The sequence below is a fragment of the Actinomadura hibisca NBRC 15177 genome, assembly GCF_001552635.1.
Classification (GTDB): Bacteria; Actinomycetota; Actinomycetes; order Streptosporangiales; family Streptosporangiaceae; genus Spirillospora; species Spirillospora hibisca.
Genome location: NZ_BCRO01000011.1, coordinates 1 through 22,618, shown reverse-complemented (window position 1 = coordinate 22,618; position 22,618 = coordinate 1). Strand labels below are relative to the sequence as shown.

Genomic DNA, 22,618 nt, shown 5'->3' with positions numbered 1-22,618 from the left:
GCATGTAGATCGGCACCAGGATGTGGTGCAGGGCGTCGGGGCCGCGGCGCTGAGCCCCGCCTCGCTGGCGCTGCTCGTCGCCGCGCATCCCGCTCCGGCGGAGCGGGTCAGGGCGATCGGGTCGTGGGCCGGGCTCAGCGGCATCGGCCTGGCCGCCGGGCCGCTGGTGGGCGGGATCCTGGTGGACGCCTTCGGCTGGCCCGCCATCTTCCTGGTCAACGTGCCCATCGGGGCGGTCCTGCTGCTGGCCGGGCTGCGCGTGCTGGGAGAGTCCCGCAACCCGGGCGCACCGCCGATCGACGTCCCCGGCACGGTCCTGTCCGCCGCGGTCGTGGGCGCTGCGACCTACGGCCTGATCGAGGGCGGTTCCCGGGGCTGGACCTCGCCGGTGATCCTGGGCGCCTTCGCCGCCGGACTGGTGCTCCTGACCGCGTTCGTCGTGGTCGAGGGCCGGGTGCCGACGCCGATGTTGCCGCTCCGGCTGTTCCGCCAGCGGCTGTTCACGGTGTCCAAGACGGCGATGGTCGTGGTCGGGTTCGCGCTGGTGGGGTCGTCGTTCTTCTTCTCCCAGTTCTTCGTCAACGTCCAGGGCACCTCGGTCCTGGTCGCCGGGCTGCGGACCCTGCCCATCTCGCTGGCCATGGTGATCGTCAGCCCGTACGCGGGCCGGCTCGCGGCCAGGTACGGCTTCCGCGTCGTCGTCGGCACCGGCCTGGCGCTGGCCGGGCTGGGGCTGCTGGCGCTGGGCTTCGTCCACGCCGGGACCGGCTACGGGAACGTGTGGTGGCGGCTGGTGGTCACCGGCGTCGGGTTCGCTCTCACCCTGTCGCCGCTGACCGGGGCCGCCATCCAGGCGGTCAGCCCGCAGGAGGGCGGCCTCGCCTCGGGCGTCAGCAGCACCACCCGGCAGATCGGCGCGGTGCTCGGCGTCGCGGTGCTCGGGGCGATCGTCCACACGCGGGAGTCCGGCGGCGCCTCCTTCGAGTCCGGCCTCAACAGCGCCTTCCTCACGGCGGGTGCCGTGACGCTGGCCTGTGCCCTGTTCACCGCGGCCCGGACGCCGGGGAGCGTCCGGACCGAACGGCCAGGAGACCGAGCCGCCGCTGACGGCTCCTCCCAGCCGGCCCGCGCCTTGAACCGCCCGGCGTAGGGCTGCCTGGTCGTCGCCGGAGTCTCCTTGCTATTGCTCATGGCCGAGCGCCACTCTGATCGCGGCGGTGTCGCCGCGATCAGAGTGGTTGTGCATCGCTTCGAGAAGGGGTCTCCTGACCGGCGGCTAGCTCAGATGCCGCGTGAAGAACCGGGCCGCGGCCTCCCCCGCGAACTGCGGGACGCCGGTGTGCCCGCCCATGTTGGCGTTCAGCGTCTTCTCCTTGGAGCCGAAGGCGTCGAACAGGTCCAGGGCCGCCTGCCGGTCGTTGCCTTCGTCGTCCCACTGGAGCAGGACGTGCAGCGGGATGGTGACCCGGCGGGCCTCCTCGAACATGGCGCGGGGCACGAAGCTCCCGGCGAACAGGACGGCGGCCGCGACGCGCGGCTCGACCACCGCCAGCCGCACTCCGATGGAGATCACTCCCCCGGAGTACCCGACCGGGCCGCCGATCTCGGACAGCGCCAGGAGGGCGTCCAGGGTGGCCCGCCATTCCGGGACCGCCTGCTCGACCAGCGGCAGGACGAGCCGGTCGACGATCTCGTCGGTGACCGGCTCGCCGGCCTTCAGCGCCCGCTGCAGGTCGGCGCGGGCCTGCTCGGCGGTGGCCGAGCGGGGCCGGTCACCGCTCCCGGGGAGTTCGATGGTGGCCGCGGCGAAGCCGTCCGCCGCGCAGTGCCGGGCCCGGTCCACCAGCCGGGGGCGCATCCTGTGCAACCCGCCGGGGTGGCCGATCAGGACCAGCGGCGCCGGCGCGGACGCGGTGGCGGAGGCGGGCGTCCACAGGATGCCGGGGATGTCGCCGAGGGTGAACTCGCGTTCGAGGACGCCGTCGTCGAGGCGTTGCTCGGAGGTGAAGTGCATGGTCGTGCCTTTCGGGAGTGCTCGTGAACGGCGCTCCCGGACGACCTACCGCCCGACCGTGACCCCAGAGGGGAGCACCCATGTCGTTACTGTGTCCACGGGTACCACCTCCTCGGTCTCTTGCACGGCTTCCGGAAAAGTAGCAGTGGCCGTCGTGGTCCGCCAACAGGTTTTGCGGAGACTCCGACGGCCGTCGCCGCCAGCAGGACCAGCGCGCCCCGCAGCGACTTGCCCTTCGCCGGTTCCTCGGCGGGCCGCCCATCGTGGTCCAGCCATCCCATCTCTCCTCTGAGGCGGGTCGGACCTAACCGTTCGCGGGACGCTGGGCCCAGCTGGACACCTGGGCCAGGCAGACGTCCAGGAAGGTGGGAGAGTCGAGCAACCCGTCGAGTTCGGCGGCGTCCTCGGGGGTGAGCAGGGCGTGCTGGAGCATGGCGTCGCGCGCCTGGCTGAAGGTGGACCGCCACAGGAGGTCGTCGGGGCCGCCGTCGCCCACCGTGCCCACGTTGACGCGGAGGCCGGGGGCGGTGAGCCCGGCCTGCACCAGGGGCCGGGGCATGGTGCGCGGCCAGCGCAGGTCGGTGCCGAGGGTGGCCTCCAGCAGGCGCGCGCCGCCGAGGACGACCTTCTGGAAGACGGGGTGGGGCGAGGAGTCGACGGGGAAGATCGCGGGGTCCTCCACCAGCAGCCGTCCGCCGGGCTTGAGCCAGCGGGTGGCCCTGCGCAGGACGTCCTGCCGTTGCGGCAGGTGGACCAGCAGCGCTCGGGCGTGGATCAGGTCGAAGCCGTCGTCGGGGAAGTTCTCGGCGGTCACGTCGTGGCGCAGGACGCGGAGGTTGGCCGGGGCGGCGCCGGACAGGTAGCCGGTGTCCAGGTCGGTGGCGGTGACCTGGCCGCGCGGGCAGCGCCCGGCGAGCCAGCGGGCGATCGAGCCGGCGCCCGCGCCCAGCTCCAGGCAGGCCCAGTCGGGCTGCGGGGCGAGGCGCTCGATGAGCGCGATCGTCGTCGGGTCCCAGGCGCGCTCCAGCGTCCGGAGCCGGTCGAGCTCGGTGCGCACCGTGTGGCTCAGCGCGCCGTCCTGGTAGGCGTCGGGCGGTTGCACCGGCATCGTTCACCTTTCTGTGGTGACGAGGAGGCTGACCGGGCCCCGGCTGATGAGGCCGGTCTCGGCGGGGGTGAAGCCGTCCGCCCAGCGCAGGCCGGGGACGGCGGCGAGCAGGGTCGGGACGGTCTGCCCGAGCAGCCGGGCCAGGTGGGCGCCCAGGCAGAAGTGGCGGCCGGCGCCGAAGGCCAGGTGCTCGGCGGACGCGGCGAACTCCCGGCTCCCCTCCCGGGCGTTTCCTCCGGTGGCTCCGGCGCGGTGGAGGTCGTAGCGGTCGGGGTCGGGGAACCGGGCGGGGTCGCGGTTGGCGGCGGCGAGCACGCAGGCGACGGTCGCGTCCGCCGGCAGCCGTCCGGAGGGCAGGTCGACGGCCCTGGTCGTGCGGCGGACGACGATCTGGGTGGGCGGGTCGCGGCGCAACGACTCGGCCCAGGCGAGGTCGACCAGGGCCGGGTCGGCGCGCAGCTCCGCGAGGGCGTCGGGGTTGTCGAGCAGGTTGGCCAGGAAGAACGACAGCGCCCGGTCGGTGGTGTCGGCGCCGGCGGCCAGCAGTACGGCGCAGCTTCCCTTGACCTGGTCGTCGGTCAGCGGCTCGCCGTCCACCCGCTCGGTGCACAGGGCGGACAGCAGGTCGCCGGTGGGGCGGGCGCGCCGGGTGGCCACCTGCGGCGCGAGGTAGGCGTAGAGGTCGTCGCGCGCGGCGAGCCCGCGCTGGAGGGTGGCGGGATCCTGGCGGTGGTCGCTCATGTAGGCGAACCCGGCCTTGTACCAGGGCCGCAGGATGTCGATGTCGTGCTCGGGGAGGCCCAGGACCGCCGTCATGACCCGGATGGGCAGGTCGCGGCAGAACGAGGTGATCAGGTCGGTGTGACCGCGGGATCGGATCTGCCGGGCGGCCGAGCGTGCCAGCTCGGCGGCGGTGGTGAAGGCGGTCTCGCGCAGAGCGGCGATCGCGCGGCCGCGGAACGCCGGTGACATCAGCGCCCGGTGGGCGGTGTGCTCCCCGCCGTCCATCTCCAGCAGCGTCCGGCCGACCAGGGCGCCGGTCTGCCAGGCGTAGCTGTCGGAGGACAGCGCGGGGTCGCGCAGCGCGGCGCGGACGTCGTCGTACCGGCTGACCACCCACATGTCGAGGGGTTCGTCGCGCATGAGCGGGAACTCGCGGCGGAGCCGGTCGTAGAGCGGGTAGGGGTCGCGTTCGAACCGGGCCCACACCAGGCTCGGGGGCGTGCGCGCGGCGTCGAGCTCCCCGGCGGACCCGGACGGACGTTGCCAGTGGTAGCGGCCGGCCGACCGGTACCACGACACCGCCGCGGCCATGGTGGCCTGCAACCGGTCGGCCATGGCGATGGCGGGGGCGAGTTCCGACGTGCCGCGCCGGTGCCGGTGGAGGACGTCGAGCTCGCGCCGGGCGGCGAGGAAGTCCTCGGCCCTGCCGCAGATCATGGCGTGCACGGTGTCGACGGCCTGCTGCCAGCCGCCCCCGTGCTCGCGATGCACGATCTTGACCAGGTTGGCGCTCTCCCCCAGCAGCAGGTCCTTCTCCAGCGAGTACAGGTCGTTGGTCCAGATCACGACGTCGGCGGCGCAGCTCCGCAACCGCCGCACGGCCTGGACGAACCGCTCGGAAGAGGGGCTCTCGACACCGTGGACCGCCTGGATCAGGTCGAAGAGCACATCGATGCCGAACAGGTCGGCGCGCAGCTCCGGGTAGGCGGCCAGGGTCGGTTCCCGCCCGGCCGCGCGCAGGGCGATGATCTGCCGCTGCCCGTGCAGGTGCCGGACCAGGTGGTCGGCGATGCCGACCTGCCAGACGGCGTCGCCCAGCCGCCGGGTGCGCGGCCACAGATCGTCGGCCAGCGTCCGCAACATCGGGTCCTCGTGCGCGCGCGGCGTGCCTCGCCCGAGGATGCCCCGGGCCGCCTCGACGAAGTCGTCGAGGGTGCCGGCGCGAGCCCACTGCCCGTCGTCGACCAGGTCGTCCAGGACCAGGACCCACACGAACCACTCCATCAGGACGCGGGCCCGCTCGAACGGCGCGTCTCCGGTCAGCGCGATCCCGACGTCCAGCAACTCGGACCCGGACATCCGGGCGTGGCCGCGGAGCCCGATCAGGCCGTGGTCGAGCGCCCAGTCGCAGGTGTGCTGCCGCAACCGCTCCCCGTCGTGCCGAGGTGGCGGAGGCCCGAAGGGCAGGTTCACGTCGGGAAGCCGGAAGACGGCGGACGGTTCGGCGGTATCCCGGCGGTCCGTCCCTGACCGCTTCGGGGCATCGCGGCCGCAGGCCGCCGTGGCGACCAGGGCGGCGGGAGTCTTCTCGGTGGAGCTTCCGTTCATCCGCTCTCCCAACGAACGTCTCACTACCATGAGTAATTGATCGAACACGCATTGACACTGGCGCGAGAGGCACAAGCACCGTCCCTCCCGGCCAGGAGAACGTGGCCGTGCCCATCCGCCACACCGCCACTACCTGCCCCACCGGTCACCTTCGCTTCACCGGCGGCCAGCACCTCCTGTCCGGAGGAACGCTTCCCGGAGCGCCGCGGCCGTGACTACATGGGGACCCTGACCGACGCGGGCACTGGGCGATGGAGCTGGCATGGGGCGATGGGACCCGGATGAGCGGTGAGGGCGGGCGGCCGCGCGGCAGGGACGACCACGCGGTCGTGATCGGGGCGGGCTTCGCCGGACTGCTCACCGCCCGTGTCCTGGCCGACCACTACCGGGCCGTGACCGTGGTGGAGAAGGACGTCGTCCGCGACGGCACGGTGCGGCGGCCCGGACTACCGCAGGCCCATCATGTCCACATCCTGCTCGACCGCGGCGTCCGGGCGCTGGAGGCGTTGTTCCCGGGGATGACCGCGGAGCTCTCCCGGCAGGGAGCGGTTCCCTTCGACGTCTGCGAGATGTCGGCGATGTTGCCGCGGGGCTGGGCACCCGCCAGGCCGCTGGACCTGCCCCTGACCTCCCCCGACCGCGGCGTCCTCGACCGGCTCCTGCGGCGGCGGGTGCTCGCCCTGCCCGGGGTGTCGTTGCGCGACGGCTTCCGCGTCGACGCGCTGTGCCTGACGCCCGGACCACGCGGCGCCCTCTGCCACGGTGTGAGCGGCCGGAACGCGGCAGGCCGGAACGAGCGGCTGGAGGCGGACCTGGTGATGGACGCCTCCGGGCGGCACTCACGCCTGCCCGGCTGGCTCGCCGCCTCGGGCATGGCCACTCCCACCGAACGTGCCCTGCCCCTGCGGGCGAGCTACACCTCCCGCCTGTACGAGGAGCCCGCGGAAGGCCGCTGGAAGCCCGCGGCCGAGATCACCCAGGCTCCGGCCGTCGCTCGCGGGGCGGCGGCCGTCCCGCTCGCCCCAGGCCGCTGGCTGGTCAGCCTGACCGGAATGGGGCAGCGACCGCCCGCCGACGAATCCGGCTTTCTCGACTACGCCCGCTCGTTGCGCAATCCGCATTTCAGTCGATTCGTCATCGATGGAAGGCCGCTATCCGATGTGCACACCTATTCGGTGAATCCGAACAGATGGCGGCTGTATCACCGGATCAGGTCCACGCCGTCCGGTCTTTTGGTCGTCGGTGACGCATTGTGCTGCTTCAATCCGGTCTACGGGCAGGGCATGACCATCATCGCCCTCCAGGCCCTGCTGCTGAGGCGGCTGCTGGCCCGCCGGCAGGCCCCGAGCGCCTTCACCGCCAGCGTGCCCCGGGTCCTGATCGCTCCGTGGCTGATGGCCATGGCCGCCGACATCCGATGGTGCCCCCAGCAGGGGAACCTCTCCGCCATGGTGACGGCGCACGCGCTCGGCCGGCTCCTCGACCAGGCCCCCGCGGATCCCGATCTCTACGGTCGGCTGTTCTCGGTCATCCACCTGGCCCGATCGCCCGCCAGCCTCCTGCACCCGTCCGTCCTGGCCCGGCTGGCCCACCCTCGCCCCGCCCGGTAATGGGCGAGCGATGAAAATGCCGAGCGCGACCATCTCACGGCCCACATTGCCAGCCCGAAGGTAAGGCGTCCCTCGCGTTCGGGTCAACGCGTCGCAGGGAAACAAATAGGCGACTCGATCGATCACCCGCGAAAAGGAGAAACCAATGGCCGCCGACATCCTGGACAGCAAGTTCCAGAAGCTGTTCTCGTTCGTGGACGCGAACGGGAACGGCGTCATCGGCAGGGGCGACTTCCTCGAACTGGCCGGCCGCCTCAACGAGCGCTTCGGCGCGTCCCCCGGCTCGGCACGGGCCAACTCCGTCACCGCGTCCTTCGAACGCTGCTGGGAGGGCATCGAGGCCGCCGTCGGCGCGGGCGACGCGTCGAAGGTCACCGCCAAGCAGTACTCCGACGGCCTGCGCCAGGTCTTCGCCGGCGGCGACGACGGGGCGTTCGACCGTCTCATGGCGCCCATGAGCGACGCGGTGTTCGACCTGTGCGACACCAACGGGGACGGGGTCATCAGCTTCAGCGAGTTCCACGCCGTCCAGTCCGCGGTCGGCAACATCTCCGAAGCGGAATGCGCCGAGGTCTTCCGGGCCCTGGACCTGGACCAGAGCAACGGCATCTCACGGGACGAGGCCCGCGCCGGCGTTCGCGACTACTTCACCAACGAAGATCCCGCCAGCCCCGGGAACCGGTACTTCGGTAGCCTGCTGGGCTGACCGCGGCGGCGCGACCAGCCGGTTCAGCGGTCAGGTCCGTCCCGCATCCGGTGTCCCGTGCCTTGCCGGACCGGTGAGGCCACGGGGCATCAGATCGATCGCACCATGCCGCTTTCCAGCGGGACGGAGCGGCCGCGAAGCCCTCGGTCACGACGCGACGAGTCCGCCGCCCGCGCCGGTGAGCACGCCGTTCCCGGCGCTCAAGCCGTTCCGTCCTGCGACGGCTCCCGCTTCGCGGCGGCGCTGGACGGCAGGCTTTCGATCACCTCGCGAGCCGCGCGTTCCCCCGCTTCGATGGCTCCCTCGATGTATCCCGCGTGCTCGCTCGCGGTCTCGGTCCCGGCCCAGTGGATGTCGCCGACCGGCCCTGACGGAACGGGCAGGCGACCGTTGCCGCTTCCCGGCAGCGGCAGCGCCGCGTACCCGCCGCCGACGTGCTCGTCGAGGTGCCAAGACTTCTCGTGCCAGCTCACCGGCTGGAGAACTCCAGTCCCCAGGTGGGGCACGAGCGGGCCGAGCAGGGCCTGACGACGGTCGGCGGGCTCCCGTCCGTCGAGCGCCCTGGCTTCGGCGCCCGCCACGAGGAAGCACAAGTGCCCCGGCCCGTCCGGCGGCGTGGTGTCGAAGACCGCGACGCCCGGATCGTCGAGGAGCATGAACTCGGCGTGCTCCCTCTGGTCCCGCCAGAAGGGGCGCTCGTAGACCGCGATCGCCTTGTACACCGAGCCCATATAAGTGCCCTGCTCAAGCGCGGTCCGGTCCGCCGGGAGCGGAGGGTCGTGGCTGATGCGGGCCGACATCGGCGGGGGCACCGACACGATCACCTTGGCGGTCCGGACCGCGCCGGCGGCCGTCCGGAGCGTCACGCCGTCCTCACCGCGCTGGATCGAGGTGACCCGCCGACCGGTCAGCACCCGGGGACCGAGTTCGGCGGCCAGCCGCTCGGGCAATGTCCCCGCGCCCTCGGCGATGAGGCCCTCCTGCGCGCCGCCCTTCGTCGACATCATCGCGGTCAGGCCGCCCTGGAAGCGGACCATCCCGGCGAAGTCCCGCATCGAGTAGCGGTCCAGGTCCGCCGTCGTCGAGACCTCGACGAGCACTTCGAGGAGCCTGCGGGCCTGACGGCCCGGCACCTTGCCCAGCCGGGCTTCGACCGTCTGCGCGTCCCATCGTCCGGGCGCTCCGAGCCTCGACCGGAGCTCCCACATCAGGAGCACCGCGCCGGTCGTCAACATCGTCGGGCCCAGCACCGGGACGCGCCGGGATCCCTGGACGATGTCCGGCAGCTTCGGCGTGCGCATCGCGAACAGCGTGGTGCCGAGTTCGTCCGCCAGGGCCGTGAACCGGTGGTGGCCGTGGCCCACCCACTGCCCGCCCAGGTCGACCCGCGAACCCAGCGGCGACGTCTCGGCCATCATCCGTCCGCCGGGACGGTCCGCCGATTCCAGGACGAGCACGTCGATCCCCCGGCGGTGCAGGGACCGGGCCGCGATCAACCCGGACATGCCTGCGCCGACGACCGCCACGGTGGTGGACACGGATCGTTCGTCCGCGGCGCTCGTGCCCTCGCGTGCCTGGTTCAAAGGTCGTCTCCCTCGGATGCCAGCCGGTCGCCCTGCGGGAGCGGGGTGGCCGACGTCCTCACCATGGGCCCGCCGGAGCGTCCCGGCGTTCTGGCAGACCCACGGTCGTCACGCAAACTATAAGTCGGACGTCCGTCCGACTACAGTAAGCGCCCCCGACACCCGGGGCAAGAGGCGGCGGTCAGCCGGAACGGCCGGACGCACGGCGCGGCACGGGTCGCGGATCGGCGAACAGGACGAGCATGTCCAGGGCGTGGTCGAGGTCGCGGCGGGCACGGTCGGGATCGGGGTCGGCGACGTACTGCAGGATCAGGCCGTCCACCTGCGCGAGCGCGATGCGCCCGAGGGTGTCGAACCCGACGGCGCAGCGCTCCCCCGCGGCCCGCGCCGCCTGCTCGCAGAACTCGGTGACGACCGAGCTGTAGCGCTCGTACTGCAACCGGGCCAGCCCCCCGCCGGGCTCGCTCCGCAGCGAGTAGGAGGCCAGTTCGTACTGCATGAGCTGCAGTCCGATGCCGCCCTCGACCAGCTTGTCCCAGAAGCTGGTGACGCCCTGGCGCAGGGCGTGCGCCATGCCCCGGTCGAGTTCCGATCCGGCCACCAGCGCTTCCGAGATGTCGCCGATGACGGTGGCGAGCACGGCGCGCAGCAGCTTGTCCTTGCTCGGGAAGACGTAGTGCAGCGTGCCCAGCGGGACGCCCGCCTCGGCGGCGACGGCGCGCAGCGTGGTGTTCGGGACGCCCGTCTCGCCGAGCACCCGGATGGCCGCCGCGACGATCTGCTCCTCGCGCTCCGCCGCCCTGACGTACGCCACTGTCACTCCGCCCCTCGTTCGACGATGTCCACCGGCACCACTCTTGCACCCCATCGTGCCGCGCCCTACATTCAAGTCGGACAACCGACCGACTTTGGAGGCGTCACATGACGCGATCAGATGTTGTCGTCATCGGCGCCGGGCTCGCGGGCCTGACCGCCGCCCGGACGCTCCGCGCCGCGGGCCGGACCGTCACGGTGCTGGAAGCGCGGGACCGTGTCGGGGGCCGCAACCTCGGGAGCCACCTGGCCGGCGGGGTGCCCGTCGAGATGGGCGGCCAGTGGATCGGCCCCGGCCAGACCGAGGTGCTCGCGCTGGTCGCCGAACTCGGCCTGGAGACGTTCCCGACCTACGACGACGGCGCGGCGGTGACGTTCTACAACGGAACGCTCACCACCTACTCCGACGAGACCTTCGGCCTGTCCCTGGAGGCGGCGATCGAGGCCGGGCGGTTGCAGGGCGAGCTCGAAACGATCGCCGAGACGGTCTCGCTGTCGGCGCCCTGGCTGTCGCCCCGGGCCGCCGAGCTGGACCGGCGGACCCTGGACGAGTGGCTGCGCGCCAACACCGGGAACGCCGAGGTCCTGGCGTTCTGGGGCGCGGTCGTCACGGCGCTGTTCTCCGCCGAACCGGCCGAGATGTCCCTGCTGCACTTCCTCTTCTACATCAAGTCGGGCGGCATGCTCGACAGCCTCGTCGCGACCACCGGCGGAGCGCAGGAGCTGCGCGTCGTCGGCGGAACCCACCAGATCTCCGAGCGCCTGGCCGACGCGCTCGGGGACGCCGTCCGGCTCGGCTCCCCCGTCCGGAAGATCTCCCACGGCCCGGACGGCGTCGAGGTGCACTTCGACGGCGGCCAGGTCACCGCGCGGCGCGCCGTCGTCGCGATCCCGCCCACGCTCGCCGGTCGCCTCACCTACGAGCCCGCGCTCCCCGCCTCCCGCGACGGCCTCACCCAGCAGATCCCGATGGGCTCGGTGATCAAGGTGCAGGTCGCCTACCCGACCCCGTTCTGGCGCGAGGCGGGGCTCAACGGCTTCGCCTTCGACCTGGACGGCGAGCTGAGCGTCACCCTGGACAACTCGCCGCCGGACGCGTCGCGCGGCGTCATCGTCGGCTTCTTCGAGGGCGCCCACGCCCGCAGCGCCGGTCGCCTGTCGCCCGAGGAGCGCCGCGCGTCGGTGGTGGCCACCCTGGTGAAGCTGTTCGGGCCCGACGCGCAGAACCCGATCGACTACGCCGAGCAGAACTGGATGGAGGAGGAGTACACGCGGGGCTGCTACGGCGGCCGCCTGGGCGCCGGGGTGTGGACGCAGTACGGCGCGGCCCTCGCCGAACCGGTCGGACGCCTCCACTGGGCCGGTGCGGAGACCTCCGACATCTGGAACGGCTACATGGACGGCGCAGTGCGCTCCGGCCACCGCGCCGCAGCCGAGGTGCTGGCCGCGCTGGAGGCGTAGCGCCGACACGGACGGCCCTCAGCTCCTCCGAACGGCTGGTGAACGTGGTGGGCGACCCTGACCGCGTTCCCGCCGTCCGGAGGTAAAACCGGTTGCCGGTGTCGGCCCGGCGGAGGCCGCGCCGCCCCGGCGCGGGGCCTCGGAGCTGGTACGCATGGCGCGTGGGCAAACGGGTGTTGGCGGTTCTGGAGCTCAGCCTGATCGCATTCGCCGTGCTCTGGTCATGGCGGCTGGGCAGCCCGCTCGGCTCCGAGCTGCTGGTGACGTGGAACGTGCTCGCGCTGGCCTACATCGCGCTCACCTGGACGCTGATGCACCGGGCGATCCCGGCCAGGGAGGAGGAGGCCGAGCTGCGCCACCTCGCGGGGCCGAGCTGGTACACCACGCTCCTGGTGCTGGCGGTCAGCGGATCGGGGCTGGCCGGTGGGCTGGTGCTGCTGCTGGCCGAGCAGCAGGGCACGCGTGGTGACATGCCACCGGAGTGGGCCGCGGCGGCGGCCGTGCTGACCTCCTGGTTCCTGCTGCACATGGCCTACGCCCAGCTCTACGTCCGGGCGCACTTCGCCGGGGGCGGGCTGGCCTTCCCCGAGTGCCGGTGGCCGACGCTGACGGAGTTCGTCTACTTCTCCTTCACGCTCGGGACCTCGTTCGCGGTCTCCGACGTGACCGTCACCAGCACGTCGATGCGCCGCCGGGTGATCGTGCACAGCGTGTTCAGCTTCTTCTTCAACGCCGTCGTGGTGGCGCTCGCGATCCGCTGGCTCACGGGCTGACCGGCCTCGCCGGATCGGCGAAGGTCCGCCGGTAAGCGCCGGGTGTGGTGCCGAAGTGGGTCCGGAAGCGGCGGCGCAGGTTGACGGCTGAGGCGAGGCCGACCCGGGTGGCGATGGCCTCCACCGGAAGGTCGGTCTGTTCCAGCAGTATCCGTGCCGCGTCGAGGCGTCGGCCGAGCAGCCACTGCCCCGGGCTGGTGCCGAGCTGCTCGGTGAACCGCCGGGCGAGGGTCCGGCTGGACAGGCCGGCGCGTTCGGCGAGGTGGTCGAGGGTCAGCCGGGCGTCGAGGCGGGAGGCGGCCCACTCCAGCAGCGGCGCCAGCGACTCGTCCGTCCTGGCCGGGGCGGGCTGCGCGGCGTACTGGAGCTGGCTGCCCTCCCGGTGCGGCGGCAGGACCATGCGCCGGGCGACCTGGGAGGCGTACGCCGCCCCGTGGTCGGAACGCACCAGGTGAAGGCACAGGTCGATGCCCGCGCCGGTCCCGGCGCTGGTCGCCACGTCGCCGTGGTCGACGAAGAGCACGTCCGGATCCACGTGCACCTCGGGGAAGGCGGCGGCGAGCCGGTCGGCGCTGCGCCAGTGGGTGGTGGCGCGGCGGCCGTCGAGCAGTCCGGCCTGCGCGAGGACGAACGCGCCCGTGCAGATCGCGACGATCCTCGCCCCGCGCCGGTGAGCGTCTCGCAGCGCCTCGACGACGTCCGGCGACACGGGCGCGTCCGGAGGTTGCCGACCGGGGACGACCACGGTGTCCGCCTCCCGCAGAGCGGACAGTCCTGCCTCGACGAGCATCGTGTAGCCAGCGCCGGTCGGCAGGAGCCCGGGACGCTCCGCGCAGACCCGGAAACCGTAGCGGGGCGGCGCGTCCGGCGGGGCGACGCCGAAGACCTCGAAGGCACTGGCCAGCTCGAAGGGCGACTGCGGCGGGGTGAGGAGGGCCACCACACGATGAAGCGACATGGCAAGAATGTATCTAAAGGTGTCATTCCAGACTCTCGGCCAGGGAGAACGGCCTCGGCCACGGTGGTCCCATGAGCGAAATCATCGAATCGACGGTGCTGCGGACCGAGGTCCTGGTCGACGGCGAACCGGCCAGCTACCTGACCGTGGAGCAGGACGGCCCGGCCGTGCTCCTGCTGCACGGAACCTACTGGAGCCGGGTCTGGCTCCCGGTGATGGACCGCCTAGGCGCGGCGGGCCTGCGCCCCATCGCGGTCGACCTCCCCGGACTCGGGCGCTCGGGAGGCGAACTCACCCTGGAAACGGGCGCGGTCCCGGCCCTCGCGGACTGGGTGGCGCGCTTCGCCGCCGCGCTGGGGCTCTCCGGGCCGGTCGCCGTGGCGGGCCACGACATCGGCGGCGCCGTCGCCCAGCACCTCCTCGTCCATGACCGGCTGGAGGTGTCCCGGCTGGCACTGGTCAACTCCGTCACCTACGACTCCTGGCCGGTGTCCAGCGTGGCCCGGTTCCGGGACCCGGCGGCCGTCGCCGCGATCACCGCCGACGAGCTTCTCTCCGCCCGGCGGCGGGCCGTGACGGAGGCGCTGGCCGGTGCCGCCTCGGAGCAACTGATCACCGACTACCTGGACCCGTGGACCGACGCGCGGGTCCGCCGCTCCTGGATGGCCATGGTGGGCGCGGCCGACAACCGTTACACCCGGGAGGCCGTCCCCGCCCTGCGGCGGGACACGACGCCCAAGCTGCTGGTCTGGGGCGAGGACGACGGTTTCCAGAAGGTGGCGTACGCCGAGCGGTTCGCCGCCGAGATCCCGCACACCACCCTCGTGCGCATCCCGGACGCAGGGCACATCCCGACGGAGAACGCGCCCGTCCGGATCGCCCGCGCACTCGCCGACTTCTTCACGGCATAGAGGCTGCGCGGACGGTAGGTGAACCACCACCGCCGTGACACCGCACCGTCTCAGCCGCGATCAAAACAGGAGCAGGCGACTAGGGTCACCGATCCGCACGGAGGCAGTGTCGGCCTGGGCGTTCGGCGGCCCCGGACCGTGCGATATCGGTCCGGGGCCGCCGTGCTGGTCGTTCCTCGCCCTGCCCGCCTCAGCGCTTGGTCACGAAGACGTGCGCGGCGGTCTGCGCGGGCAGTTCGACGGCCTCCGCGCCGCTGCCGACCAGCACGCCGCCGGGCGACGATGCCACGCTCACGACCGCGCCGGGGCGCACCCCGGCCCGCCGCAGGACGGACATCATCCGGGCGTCGGTCTGGACCGGCTCACCGATGCGCCGCACCACCACGCTCGCACCGCCCGGCCCGGCCTTCAGGTCGCTGAGGCCGACCATGTCCTCGTCGAGGAACGGAGCCACGGCGTCCTTCTCCCCCAGCTCCTCCAGACCCGGGATCGGGTTGCCGTAGGGCGACTCCTTCGGGTGCCGCAACAACTCCAGGACCAGGCGTTCGACGGCGTCGCTCATCACGTGCTGCCAGCGGGAGGCCTCGGCGTGGACCTGGTCCCACTCCAGCCCGATCACGTCGACGAGCAGGCACTCCGCGAGCCGGTGCTTGCGCATCACGCGCATCGCGATCCGCCGACCGTCCTCCTCCAACTCCAGATGCCGGTCCCCGGCGACGCGCAGCAGGCCGTCGCGCTCCATGCGGGCGACCGTCTGGCTGACGGTCGGACCGCTCTGGTTCAGGCGCTCGGCGATGCGGGCGCGCCTGGGGACCACGCCTTCTTCCTCAAGCTCCAGGATGGTGCGGAGATACATCTCCGTCGTGTCGATGAGCGCGGACATGTCGCTGGTCAGGCGGGGGTTTCGGCGGTGGCGACCAGGACCGCGCGGCCGAGGATGTGGCCCGCCATCGTGAAGCCCAGGACGGCCGGGGTGGCGTCGGCCGAGACGCCGATGGACTCGACGTCCAGCGCGTGCACCACGACGAAGTAGCGGTGCGGGCCGTGCCCGGCGGGCGGGGCGGCGCCGATGTAGCGGGGTGCGCGGGCGTCGTTGGGCAGCTGGAAGGCCCCCTCGGGCAGGCCCGAGCCGGTGTCGTCGCCCGCGCCCTCGGGCAGCTCGGTGACGGTGGCGGAGATGTCGGCGACCGCCCAGTGCCAGAACCCCGAGCCGGTGGGGGCGTCGGGGTCGTAGACGGTGACGGCGTAGCTCCTGGTGCCGTCGGGAGCGCCGCTCCAGGACAGCTGCGGGGAGACGTCCTTGCCACCGGGGACGCCGGAGGAGAGCTGCTCGGACGACCAGGCGGCGCCGTCGGCGACGGTGGTGCTGGTGACCATGAAGGAGGCCGCCTCGGGGAGGCGGGCGAAGGGGTCGTTGGCGCTCATCGCGTCGTTCCTTTCCAGGGGTGCTGCGGTGGTGCGGCCGGTGGACGCCGTAGGGAGGCGCCGCCGACCGTCACCGTTGAATCGACAGTAACACGGAAAATCGATTATTTGCCAAATCGTCTATGATGGGACCATGTCCCAGACAGCCGACGCCCCGCCGTCGGGCAAGCAGATGCTCTCCGAGCAGGTCCACGCCCACCTGCGAGACGCGATCATGCGCGGGGACCACGCGCCCGGCGCCCCCCTCAAGCCGCAGGACCTCGCCAAGCAGCAGGGCGTGAGCCTGGCCGTCGTGCGCGAGGCGCTCGTGCGGCTGGTCGGCGAGGGCCTGGCCGACCGGCTGCCCAACCGCGGCTTCGCCGTCCCGGCCTTCTCCGACCACCGCTGGCAGGAGATCGCCGAGGCCCGCCGCACCATCGAGCCGGTCGTGTTGCGCATGTCCATCGAGCGCGGCGACGTCGAATGGGAGTCCCGCGTGCGCGCCGCCCACCACCGGCTGGCGCGCACCCCGCCGTACCTGCCGGAGGACGGCCAGCACTACAGCGAGGCGTGGGCCGAGGCGCATCGCGTGTTCCACCGCACCCTGCTGGAGGGGTGCGGCAACCCCGTCCTGCTGGAGACCTTCGACCGGATGTGGATCGCGAGCGAGCTGGCCCGCCGCTGGTCGGCGCACCGCGCCCCCGATCGGGACGGCGTCACCGAGCACCGCCTGCTGGAGGAGACGGCACTGGCCCGCGACGCCGACGCCGCGGCCGAGGTGCTGGTCCGGCACCTCACCCTGACCGCGACCGCACTGATCAGCCCCGCCCACTGCGGGCCCGCCGAGAACGCCTGATGCGGCGGGCCGCGGGTATGGCCGCCGCGTTCGCGGCGGCCATACCCCTGTTGCGGCGGTGTGCTCCGTCGCGGCTACATCCCGGTTAGTCCCCCGCCATCACGGTGAAGGTGAACCCGGTGCTCGTCGAACGGCGCAGCGGAACGTCGCACTTGATCCGGCGCAGCACCTCGTTCCTGCTGAGGCCGAGCCCCTGCGCGATGAGCCGCTCTGGCCGCACCGGCACCGGATCGTCGAAGACGACCCGCACCCGGACCGGCCAGCCCTCGTCGAGCCATGCCGCCGGGATGTCCAGCCGCCAGGCCCCGGTCCAGTCCAGGGTGAAGCGGTTGCGCCGGGCGAGCAGCGGATCCAGCAGCCTGGCCGTCACCAGCTCCGGATCGTTGGCGCGGTAGCCGTCGAGCTCGGCCGGGTCGAGGGACCTGACCGGCGTTCGTTCGTGCACGGTGAGCTTGCCCGTCCGGCCGCAGGACACGCAGCGGACGAGCAGCCACACGTCCAGCAGCTTGCCGTTGGCGTTGACGCGGAACCTGCCCTCGCCGGTGGTGGCCGTCTCCGACCGGCAGTCCACGCACCGCAGTGACAGCAGCGGCAGCCTGGTCCGGCGGACGACCCAGGGCAGCACGATATGAGGTTGTGAAGACATGGACTCTCTAGACCTGACACGAGGCCGATTGCGCGCGGCCTCGAACGCTGTACGACCGGGCGCGCGAGGGCAGCCCGGCGGAACCGACGTCGAACGTCGGCTACAGGTGAGCGGAAGAAGGTGTCAGGTCTAAAGGGCAGGCGGGGTCACGCGGTCTTGTCCTCTGTCCTCACGGCGATGGGCAGCAGGCAAGCTACCGGAACGCGGAGGGGGCCTCAAAAGGTTTTCGGGCTCCTCGGCGGCGGAGGAGCCGCCCGGTGTCAGCCCCGGCCGAGGACGCAGAACTCGTTGCCCTCCGGGTCGGCGAGGACGACCCACGGGACGTCGCCCTGGCCCACGTCGGCGGGCGTCGCACCGAGGTCCTTCAGCCGGGCCACCTCCGTCGCCTGGTCGTCACCGGCGTACGGCAGCACGTCGAGGTGGACGCGGGTCCACACGGTCTCCGCGTTGGGCGTGCGGCGGAACTCCAGATACGGGCCGACGTCCTTGGCGGAGCGCAGCACTGCACGATCGTCGTCCACCTCGTGCACGGTCCAGTCCACGGCCTCGCCCCAGAACCGGGCCATGGCCCGCGGGTCCGCGCAGGCGACCGCCACCACGGCGATCGGTCCGGTGTCCCGGTAGATCTCTCGGGGCTCCAGGACGCAGAACATGTTGCCTTCAGGGTCGGCCATGACCGCCCACGGGACGTCGCCCTGGCCCACGTCGGCGGGCGTCGCGCCGAGTTCCTTCAGGCGCGCGACCAGTTCCTCCTGGTGGGCGGCCGAGGTGGTGGCGAGTTCGAGGTGCGCGCGGTACCTCACCGTTTCGGGGTCCGGGACGGTGACGACATCGACGCAGACGGCAGTGGGGTCCGGCCAGGTGAAGTTCAGGGGCTCGACGTTGGTCACACCGGGGCCCTCGCTGGAAACGCCCCAGCCGAGCGCGTCCGCCCAGAACTGGCCGAGGGCCGCGTCATCCCGGGCCTTGAAGTTCACCTGAACAAGTTGCAGTGCCATGCCGATCACCCTATGGCCAGGGAGATGGGCGTTCTTTCGCGAACCGGACCGGAAACCCTCTTGCGCAATGGTCAAGAATCGTTGACCATTGAGCGCGTGCCCAACGATGATCTTCCTGAGACCTTCCACGTCACCAATGACGAGCAGCTGCGCGCCGTCTCCAACCTCACGCGTCACCGGATCATGGCCGTGCTCCGCTTCGAGCCCGCGACGATCACGCAGATCGCCCAGCGGGTGGGGCTGGCGAAGGGGAGCTCCAGCTACCACGTGCGGCTGCTGGAGCGGGCCGGCCTGGTGAAGGTGGTGCGGACGCGGAAGGTGCGAGGCGTCACCGAGCGGTACTACGCGATGGCCGCACGATCGATCGTGCTGCCCGATCCGGGGCCGGGGCAGCCGGACGTGCTGCTGCGGAACGCGGTGGCGGACCTGGAGGCGTCGCCGGCGGACGGAGAGCGGCACGTGCGGATGGCGCATCTGCGGCTCACCGATGAGCAGTTCTCGGAGCTGGGGGCGCGGCTGGACGCGCTGGCGGACGAGTACCGGGAGTTGTCCGACCCCTCGCTTCCGGACGCCTCGCTGACCTTCGCGCTGTTCCGGCCGGCTCCGCCCCGGCAGGTCGAGGGGGACGCCAAATGACCGATGTGGTGAAGTTGCCGACCGGCTTCGGGCGGTTGTGGACCGCGCAGACGGTGTCCTCGCTCGGTGACGGGGTGACCCATGCCGCGCTGCCGCTGCTGGCGTTGACGCTGACGCGGGATCCGATGGCGCTCGCCGTCGTCACGGCCGCCGGGACGCTGCCCTGGCTGCTGTTCGGGGTGCTCGGCGGCGCGCTGGTGGACCGCTGGGACCGCCGGCGCACGATGTGGGTCGCGGACGCGGCGCGTGCGGCGCTGATCGCGATAGCGGCGGCCGCGGCCGCGCTCGACGTGCTGAGCATCGCGCTGCTGTCGGCCCTCGCCTTCCTGCTCGCCCTCGGGGGACTCTTCTTCGACACGGCCGCCACGGCTTACCTGCCGGATCTGCTCGGCCGCGACCCGGCACTCCTGGAGCGCGCCAACTCGCGCCTGCGCGGTGCCCAGACCGCCGCGTCCGGCTTCGCCGGGCCGCCTGCGGGCAGCGCGCTGTTCGCGCTCGGGCGGGCGGTTCCGCTGCTCGCCGACGCGGTGTCGTTCGCACTCTCCGCACTGCTCATACGGTCGCTGCCCGCCGTGCCGCGCCCCACCGAAACCACCCACGCGTCGCTGCTCGGGCAGGCACGGGCCGGGGCCGCCTACGTCTTCGGTGATCGGCTGCTGCTCGGGCTCGCGCTCCGCCCGGCAGTGGGGAACATCGCCTTCCTCGCCGTGGAGACCGTCCTGGCCCTCTTCGCGCACGACCGCCTCGGCATCGGCGCCCTCGGCTTCGGCCTGCTCCTCACGGCCGAGGCCACCGGCGGCCTGCTCGGCGCGGGCATCGCCCCCTTCCTCGGCCGGCGGCTCGGCACCGGCACCGCGCTGACCTGCACGGCCGCCGTCGAGGGACTGGCCATGCTGGGGCTCGCCGCCGCCCCGAACCCGTACGCGGCCGGGCTCGCCCTCGCCGTCTGCGGCGCGGGCATGGGCGCCACCATGGTGCTCGCGCCCTCGTTGCGGCAGGCGATCGTTCCGGCCCACCTGATGGGCCGGGTCGCCTCCACCTCCCGCATGCTCGCCATGTGCGCCGCCCCGCTCGGCGCCGTGCTGGGCGGCTGGCTGGCCACCGCCTACGACGTGCGCACCCCGATCTACGCCGCCGCCGGTCTCCTCCTCACCATGACCGCCGTGACCGCGACCATGACCAGCAACCGCCGCGTCGAGGCGGCGCTGCGTGGCGCGGCTCCGGTCGGCCCGGAACCCGAGGACCTCGCTCGTGAGGGCGCACCCGAACTGGTGTGACGCTTCCACGGCCATGGCATCTCGCGCCGCACGGCCCGTGACGTAACTGCCCGCCAGCAGGGTCGGCCCGCGAGGAAGCTGGAGACCGCCTCGATCGACGACGCCCTGGACCTGCTGATCGCCTCGAACCCGCTGGCCAAGGCGCGGCCCGCGTCAGCGTTCTGCGGGCGGGCGGGGCGGGTCGGTGGCGAGTTGGTCGTTCATGGCGCCGCGCAGGTCGGTGAGGAAGGACTGGAACTGTTCGAGCAGGCCGGGCGGGTAGGCGGACATGACGGTGTCGACGCGGTCGGCGAGCGGGCCGAAGAACTCGTCGGCGAGGTGCTGGACGCGTTGGCTGCTGTGCAGGGTGACGATCCGCCGGTCGGTGTGCTCCCGGGTGCGGACGACGTGTCCGGCCTGTTCCAGGCGGTTCAGCAGGGCGGTGGTGGCGCCCGAGGACAGGGAGATGCGCTCGCTGAGCCGGGCCGGGGACAGCGGTCGCCCGCGTTCCTCGGCGCCGAGGATCTCGATCAGGGCCTCGGCGTCGGTGGAGTGCAGGCCCAGCCAGGCCGCGAACCTGCGGCTGAACTCCCGGTAGTTGGCGCCGTAACCGCGCAGGCTCTCCAGTAGCCGCTCGTACTGCGGCTGAAGCGGCTCGCTCATGCGGTCTCCGTTCCTCCCGTCGTCGTCGTTTGACAACCTATCGCCAGCAAACTAACTTCACCATGAAGTTATTACATCGTGGAGGTAGTTATGGGCGAGGCGTCGAACGTCCGCCGCTGGCTCGGCCTGATCGCCATCGCCCTCGGCGTGGCGCTGATCGTGGTGGACACCACGATCGTGAACGTGATCATCCCCTCGATCATCGAGGATCTGGACGCCGGCGCCACGCAGGCGCAGTGGATCCAGGAGTCCTACGCCATCGTCTTCGCGGCGCTGCTGCTGGTCGTCGGGCGGGTCGCCGACATCGTCGGGGCCCGCCGCGTCTTCGTCGCCGGCGTCGTGGTCTTCGGCGCGACCAGCGTCCTGGCCGGGCTGGCCCCGGGCGGCGGCCCGCTCATCGTGGCCCGCTTCCTGCAGGGCGCGGGCGCGGCGATGTTGCTGCCGACGTCGTTGTCGCTGCTGAACGCCAACTTCACCGGCAAGGCGCGCGGGCAGGCGTTCGCGGTCTGGGGATCGACCATCGGCGCCGCCGCGGCCCTCGGGCCGCTGCTGGGCGGCTGGCTCGCCGAACACGCCTCCTGGCGGTGGGCGTTCGGCATCAACGTGCCGCTCGCGGTCGTCATCGTCTTCGGCGTCCTGGCCTGGATCGCGCCCTCGCCCCGCCCCGGCGGACGCCTCGACGCCACCGGCGCGGCCCTGTCGGTGCTCGGCCTCGGGCTGCTGGCCTTCGGGCTGGTCGAGGGACGCGCCTACGGCTGGATCCAGACCGTCCGTCCGCTGGAGATCGGCGGGTTCACCTGGGACGGCGGGCTCTCCCCCGTCCTGGCCGCCCTGATCGGCTCGGCCGTCGCGCTGGGCGCGTTCGTGTGGCGGCAGGCGGCCCTGCGCCGCGGCGCCGACCCCGGCAAGGCGCTCATGGACCTCGGACTGTTCTCCAGGGCGTCCTTCCGCAACGGCAACATCGCCACCCTCATCATCGGGCTCGGCGAGTTCGGGATCGTGGCCGTCCTGCCGCTGTGGCTGCAGTTCACCCTCGGCTACAGCGCCCTGCAGTCGGGCCTGGCGCTGCTCCCGGTCGCCATCGGCAGCTTCATCGCCAGCGGCGCCAGCTTCGGCATGGCCGGCAGGGTCTCGGCGCTGGCGATGCTCCGCCTCGGCCTCGCCCTGGAGGTCGCCGGACTGGGCGCGCTCGCCCTGTTCGCCTCCACCGGCAGCTCGTGGTGGTCGATCTCGCTGATCCTGTGCGTGTACGGCGCGGGCGTCGGGTTCGCGACCGCCCAGGTCACCAACGTGGTCCTCGACGCCATCCCCGAGAGCAGCGCCGGGCAGGCCTCCGGCATCCAGAGCACCTTCCGCCAGCTCGGCTCCGCCCTGGGCATCGCGATCCTGACCACGGTGTTCTTCACCACCCTGAGCTCCCAGGTGCACGACGAGCTCAAGGACACCGGCGTGGCCACGGCCCAGGCCGACCAGTACAGCCGCGCCATCACCGACAGCGCGGGCGCCGCCATCGAAGGACTCGCCGCCCAACCCCGAACCCGGGCGATCGCCGACGCCGGCCGCACCGCCATGACCGACGGCGTCACCCTGGGCGGCTACCTCGCCGCGGGCTTCGTCCTGCTCGGCCTGATCGCCACCGTCCTCATCCCCAAGGCCGAACCAGACGACCAGGCCACACCCAAGGCCCAAACCGCCCACGTGTGACCCGAGCCCAACCGGCCCGCACCTGTTTCCCGGCCCATGACGCGGCTACCCGCCGGCAGAGACCCGGTCGATCTCGCTGGGACTCGTTCGCCGGCACTTTCGAGCCCCTTGGCTAGGACCTGTCTCAAAGGCCTCAGCCGTCGCGCGAGTGACTGACTGTCCCGGCGGGGCGATGCCGAAGGCGAGT

At 72.4% G+C, this 22,618-nt stretch carries 21 protein-coding genes; 10 read left to right on the top strand and 11 right to left on the bottom strand.

Annotation, left to right across the window (positions count from 1 at the left end; translation table 11 throughout):
* Positions 1–25 precede the first annotated feature (25 nt).
* A complete protein-coding gene (locus AH6_RS04415; RefSeq protein ID WP_218005709.1) occupies positions 26–1,150 on the top strand; it encodes an MFS transporter in 1,125 nt (374 codons plus the stop codon).
* Between the two features lie 126 nt (positions 1,151–1,276).
* On the opposite strand, the gene AH6_RS04410 is transcribed toward AH6_RS04415, so the two are convergent.
* The 3 genes from AH6_RS04410 to AH6_RS42065 form a co-directional block, all read right to left on the bottom strand.
* Positions 1,277–2,014: a dienelactone hydrolase family protein gene (locus AH6_RS04410; protein WP_067473940.1), complete on the bottom strand. Its 738-nt coding sequence runs from the start codon at positions 2,012–2,014 to the stop codon at positions 1,277–1,279.
* A 304-nt stretch (positions 2,015–2,318) separates the two neighbouring features.
* Positions 2,319–3,122, bottom strand: coding sequence for a class I SAM-dependent methyltransferase (locus tag AH6_RS04405; RefSeq protein ID WP_067473937.1), 804 nt, complete (start codon positions 3,120–3,122; stop codon positions 2,319–2,321).
* Positions 3,123–3,125: 3 nt separating this feature from the next.
* Complete coding sequence (locus AH6_RS42065; protein WP_083982212.1) at positions 3,126–5,453, bottom strand: cytochrome P450; 2,328 nt, start codon at positions 5,451–5,453, stop codon at positions 3,126–3,128.
* A 281-nt stretch (positions 5,454–5,734) separates the two neighbouring features.
* On the opposite strand from AH6_RS42065, the gene AH6_RS04395 reads away from it, so the two are divergent.
* Complete coding sequence (locus AH6_RS04395; RefSeq protein ID WP_157431261.1) at positions 5,735–7,063, top strand: NAD(P)/FAD-dependent oxidoreductase; 1,329 nt, start codon at positions 5,735–5,737, stop codon at positions 7,061–7,063.
* A gap of 145 nt (positions 7,064–7,208) precedes the next feature.
* Positions 7,209–7,769: an EF-hand domain-containing protein gene (locus AH6_RS04390; RefSeq protein WP_067473932.1), complete on the top strand. Its 561-nt coding sequence runs from the start codon at positions 7,209–7,211 to the stop codon at positions 7,767–7,769.
* 200 nt (positions 7,770–7,969) lie between these two features.
* Here the strand turns inward: AH6_RS04390 and AH6_RS04385 are convergent, their stop codons facing one another.
* The gene (locus tag AH6_RS04385; RefSeq protein WP_067474879.1) at positions 7,970–9,307 is read right to left on the bottom strand and encodes a flavin monoamine oxidase family protein; all 1,338 of its coding nucleotides are present in this window, start codon (positions 9,305–9,307) and stop codon (positions 7,970–7,972) included.
* 226 nt (positions 9,308–9,533) lie between these two features.
* On the bottom strand, positions 9,534–10,166 hold the full coding sequence (locus AH6_RS04380) for a TetR/AcrR family transcriptional regulator (RefSeq protein ID WP_067473929.1): 633 nt from the start codon (positions 10,164–10,166) through the stop codon (positions 9,534–9,536).
* Here AH6_RS04380 and AH6_RS04375 point away from each other — a divergent pair.
* The gene (locus tag AH6_RS04375; RefSeq protein ID WP_373861737.1) at positions 10,166–11,626 is read left to right on the top strand and encodes a flavin monoamine oxidase family protein; all 1,461 of its coding nucleotides are present in this window, start codon (positions 10,166–10,168) and stop codon (positions 11,624–11,626) included. The genes AH6_RS04380 and AH6_RS04375 overlap by 1 nt on opposite strands.
* Before the next feature lie 161 nt (positions 11,627–11,787).
* Positions 11,788–12,399 carry a DUF1345 domain-containing protein gene (locus AH6_RS04370; protein WP_067473912.1) on the top strand — a complete coding sequence of 204 codons (612 nt, stop codon included), beginning with the start codon at positions 11,788–11,790 and terminating at the stop codon, positions 12,397–12,399.
* Here the strand turns inward: AH6_RS04370 and AH6_RS04365 are convergent.
* Positions 12,389–13,357 (bottom strand): GlxA family transcriptional regulator, encoded by a 969-nt coding sequence (locus AH6_RS04365; RefSeq protein ID WP_083982211.1) that lies wholly within the window; start codon positions 13,355–13,357, stop codon positions 12,389–12,391. The two genes, AH6_RS04370 and AH6_RS04365, sit on opposite strands and share 11 nt — an antisense overlap.
* Positions 13,358–13,428: 71 nt before the next feature.
* On the opposite strand from AH6_RS04365, the gene AH6_RS04360 reads away from it, so the two are divergent.
* Positions 13,429–14,268 carry an alpha/beta fold hydrolase gene (locus AH6_RS04360; RefSeq protein ID WP_067473906.1) on the top strand — a complete coding sequence of 280 codons (840 nt, stop codon included), beginning with the start codon at positions 13,429–13,431 and terminating at the stop codon, positions 14,266–14,268.
* 190 nt (positions 14,269–14,458) lie between these two features.
* On the opposite strand, the gene AH6_RS04355 is transcribed toward AH6_RS04360, so the two are convergent.
* Both AH6_RS04355 and AH6_RS04350 read right to left on the bottom strand, forming a co-directional pair.
* On the bottom strand, positions 14,459–15,151 hold the full coding sequence (locus tag AH6_RS04355; protein ID WP_067473903.1) for an iron-dependent transcriptional repressor DtxR: 693 nt from the start codon (positions 15,149–15,151) through the stop codon (positions 14,459–14,461).
* An 8-nt stretch (positions 15,152–15,159) separates the two neighbouring features.
* Positions 15,160–15,693, bottom strand: coding sequence for a YbhB/YbcL family Raf kinase inhibitor-like protein (locus tag AH6_RS04350; RefSeq protein ID WP_067473890.1), 534 nt, complete (start codon positions 15,691–15,693; stop codon positions 15,160–15,162).
* A 133-nt stretch (positions 15,694–15,826) separates the two neighbouring features.
* Between AH6_RS04350 and AH6_RS04345 the strand changes: the two genes are divergently transcribed.
* Positions 15,827–16,528: a GntR family transcriptional regulator gene (locus AH6_RS04345; protein WP_067473887.1), complete on the top strand. Its 702-nt coding sequence runs from the start codon at positions 15,827–15,829 to the stop codon at positions 16,526–16,528.
* Between the two features lie 85 nt (positions 16,529–16,613).
* Here AH6_RS04345 and AH6_RS04340 read toward each other — a convergent pair whose 3' ends face one another.
* Positions 16,614–17,153 (bottom strand): DUF1062 domain-containing protein, encoded by a 540-nt coding sequence (locus AH6_RS04340; RefSeq protein WP_245679177.1) that lies wholly within the window; start codon positions 17,151–17,153, stop codon positions 16,614–16,616.
* Positions 17,154–17,434: 281 nt separating this feature from the next.
* On the bottom strand, positions 17,435–18,172 hold the full coding sequence (locus AH6_RS04335) for a VOC family protein (RefSeq protein ID WP_067473882.1): 738 nt from the start codon (positions 18,170–18,172) through the stop codon (positions 17,435–17,437).
* Positions 18,173–18,268: 96 nt separating this feature from the next.
* Between AH6_RS04335 and AH6_RS04330 the strand changes: the two genes are divergently transcribed.
* A complete protein-coding gene (locus AH6_RS04330) occupies positions 18,269–18,808 on the top strand; it encodes an ArsR/SmtB family transcription factor (RefSeq protein ID WP_067473879.1) in 540 nt (179 codons plus the stop codon).
* Entirely contained in the window at positions 18,805–20,085 is a 1,281-nt protein-coding gene (locus AH6_RS04325; protein WP_083982210.1) for an MFS transporter, read from the top strand. Before AH6_RS04330 ends, AH6_RS04325 begins: the two co-directional genes overlap by 4 nt.
* A gap of 153 nt (positions 20,086–20,238) precedes the next feature.
* Here AH6_RS04325 and AH6_RS04320 read toward each other — a convergent pair whose 3' ends face one another.
* Complete coding sequence (locus AH6_RS04320) at positions 20,239–20,727, bottom strand: MarR family winged helix-turn-helix transcriptional regulator (RefSeq protein ID WP_067473876.1); 489 nt, start codon at positions 20,725–20,727, stop codon at positions 20,239–20,241.
* A 90-nt stretch (positions 20,728–20,817) separates the two neighbouring features.
* Here AH6_RS04320 and AH6_RS04315 point away from each other — a divergent pair, with 90 nt between their 5' ends.
* Positions 20,818–22,431 carry a DHA2 family efflux MFS transporter permease subunit gene (locus AH6_RS04315; RefSeq protein ID WP_067473873.1) on the top strand — a complete coding sequence of 538 codons (1,614 nt, stop codon included), beginning with the start codon at positions 20,818–20,820 and terminating at the stop codon, positions 22,429–22,431.
* Positions 22,432–22,618: the final 187 nt, after the last annotated feature.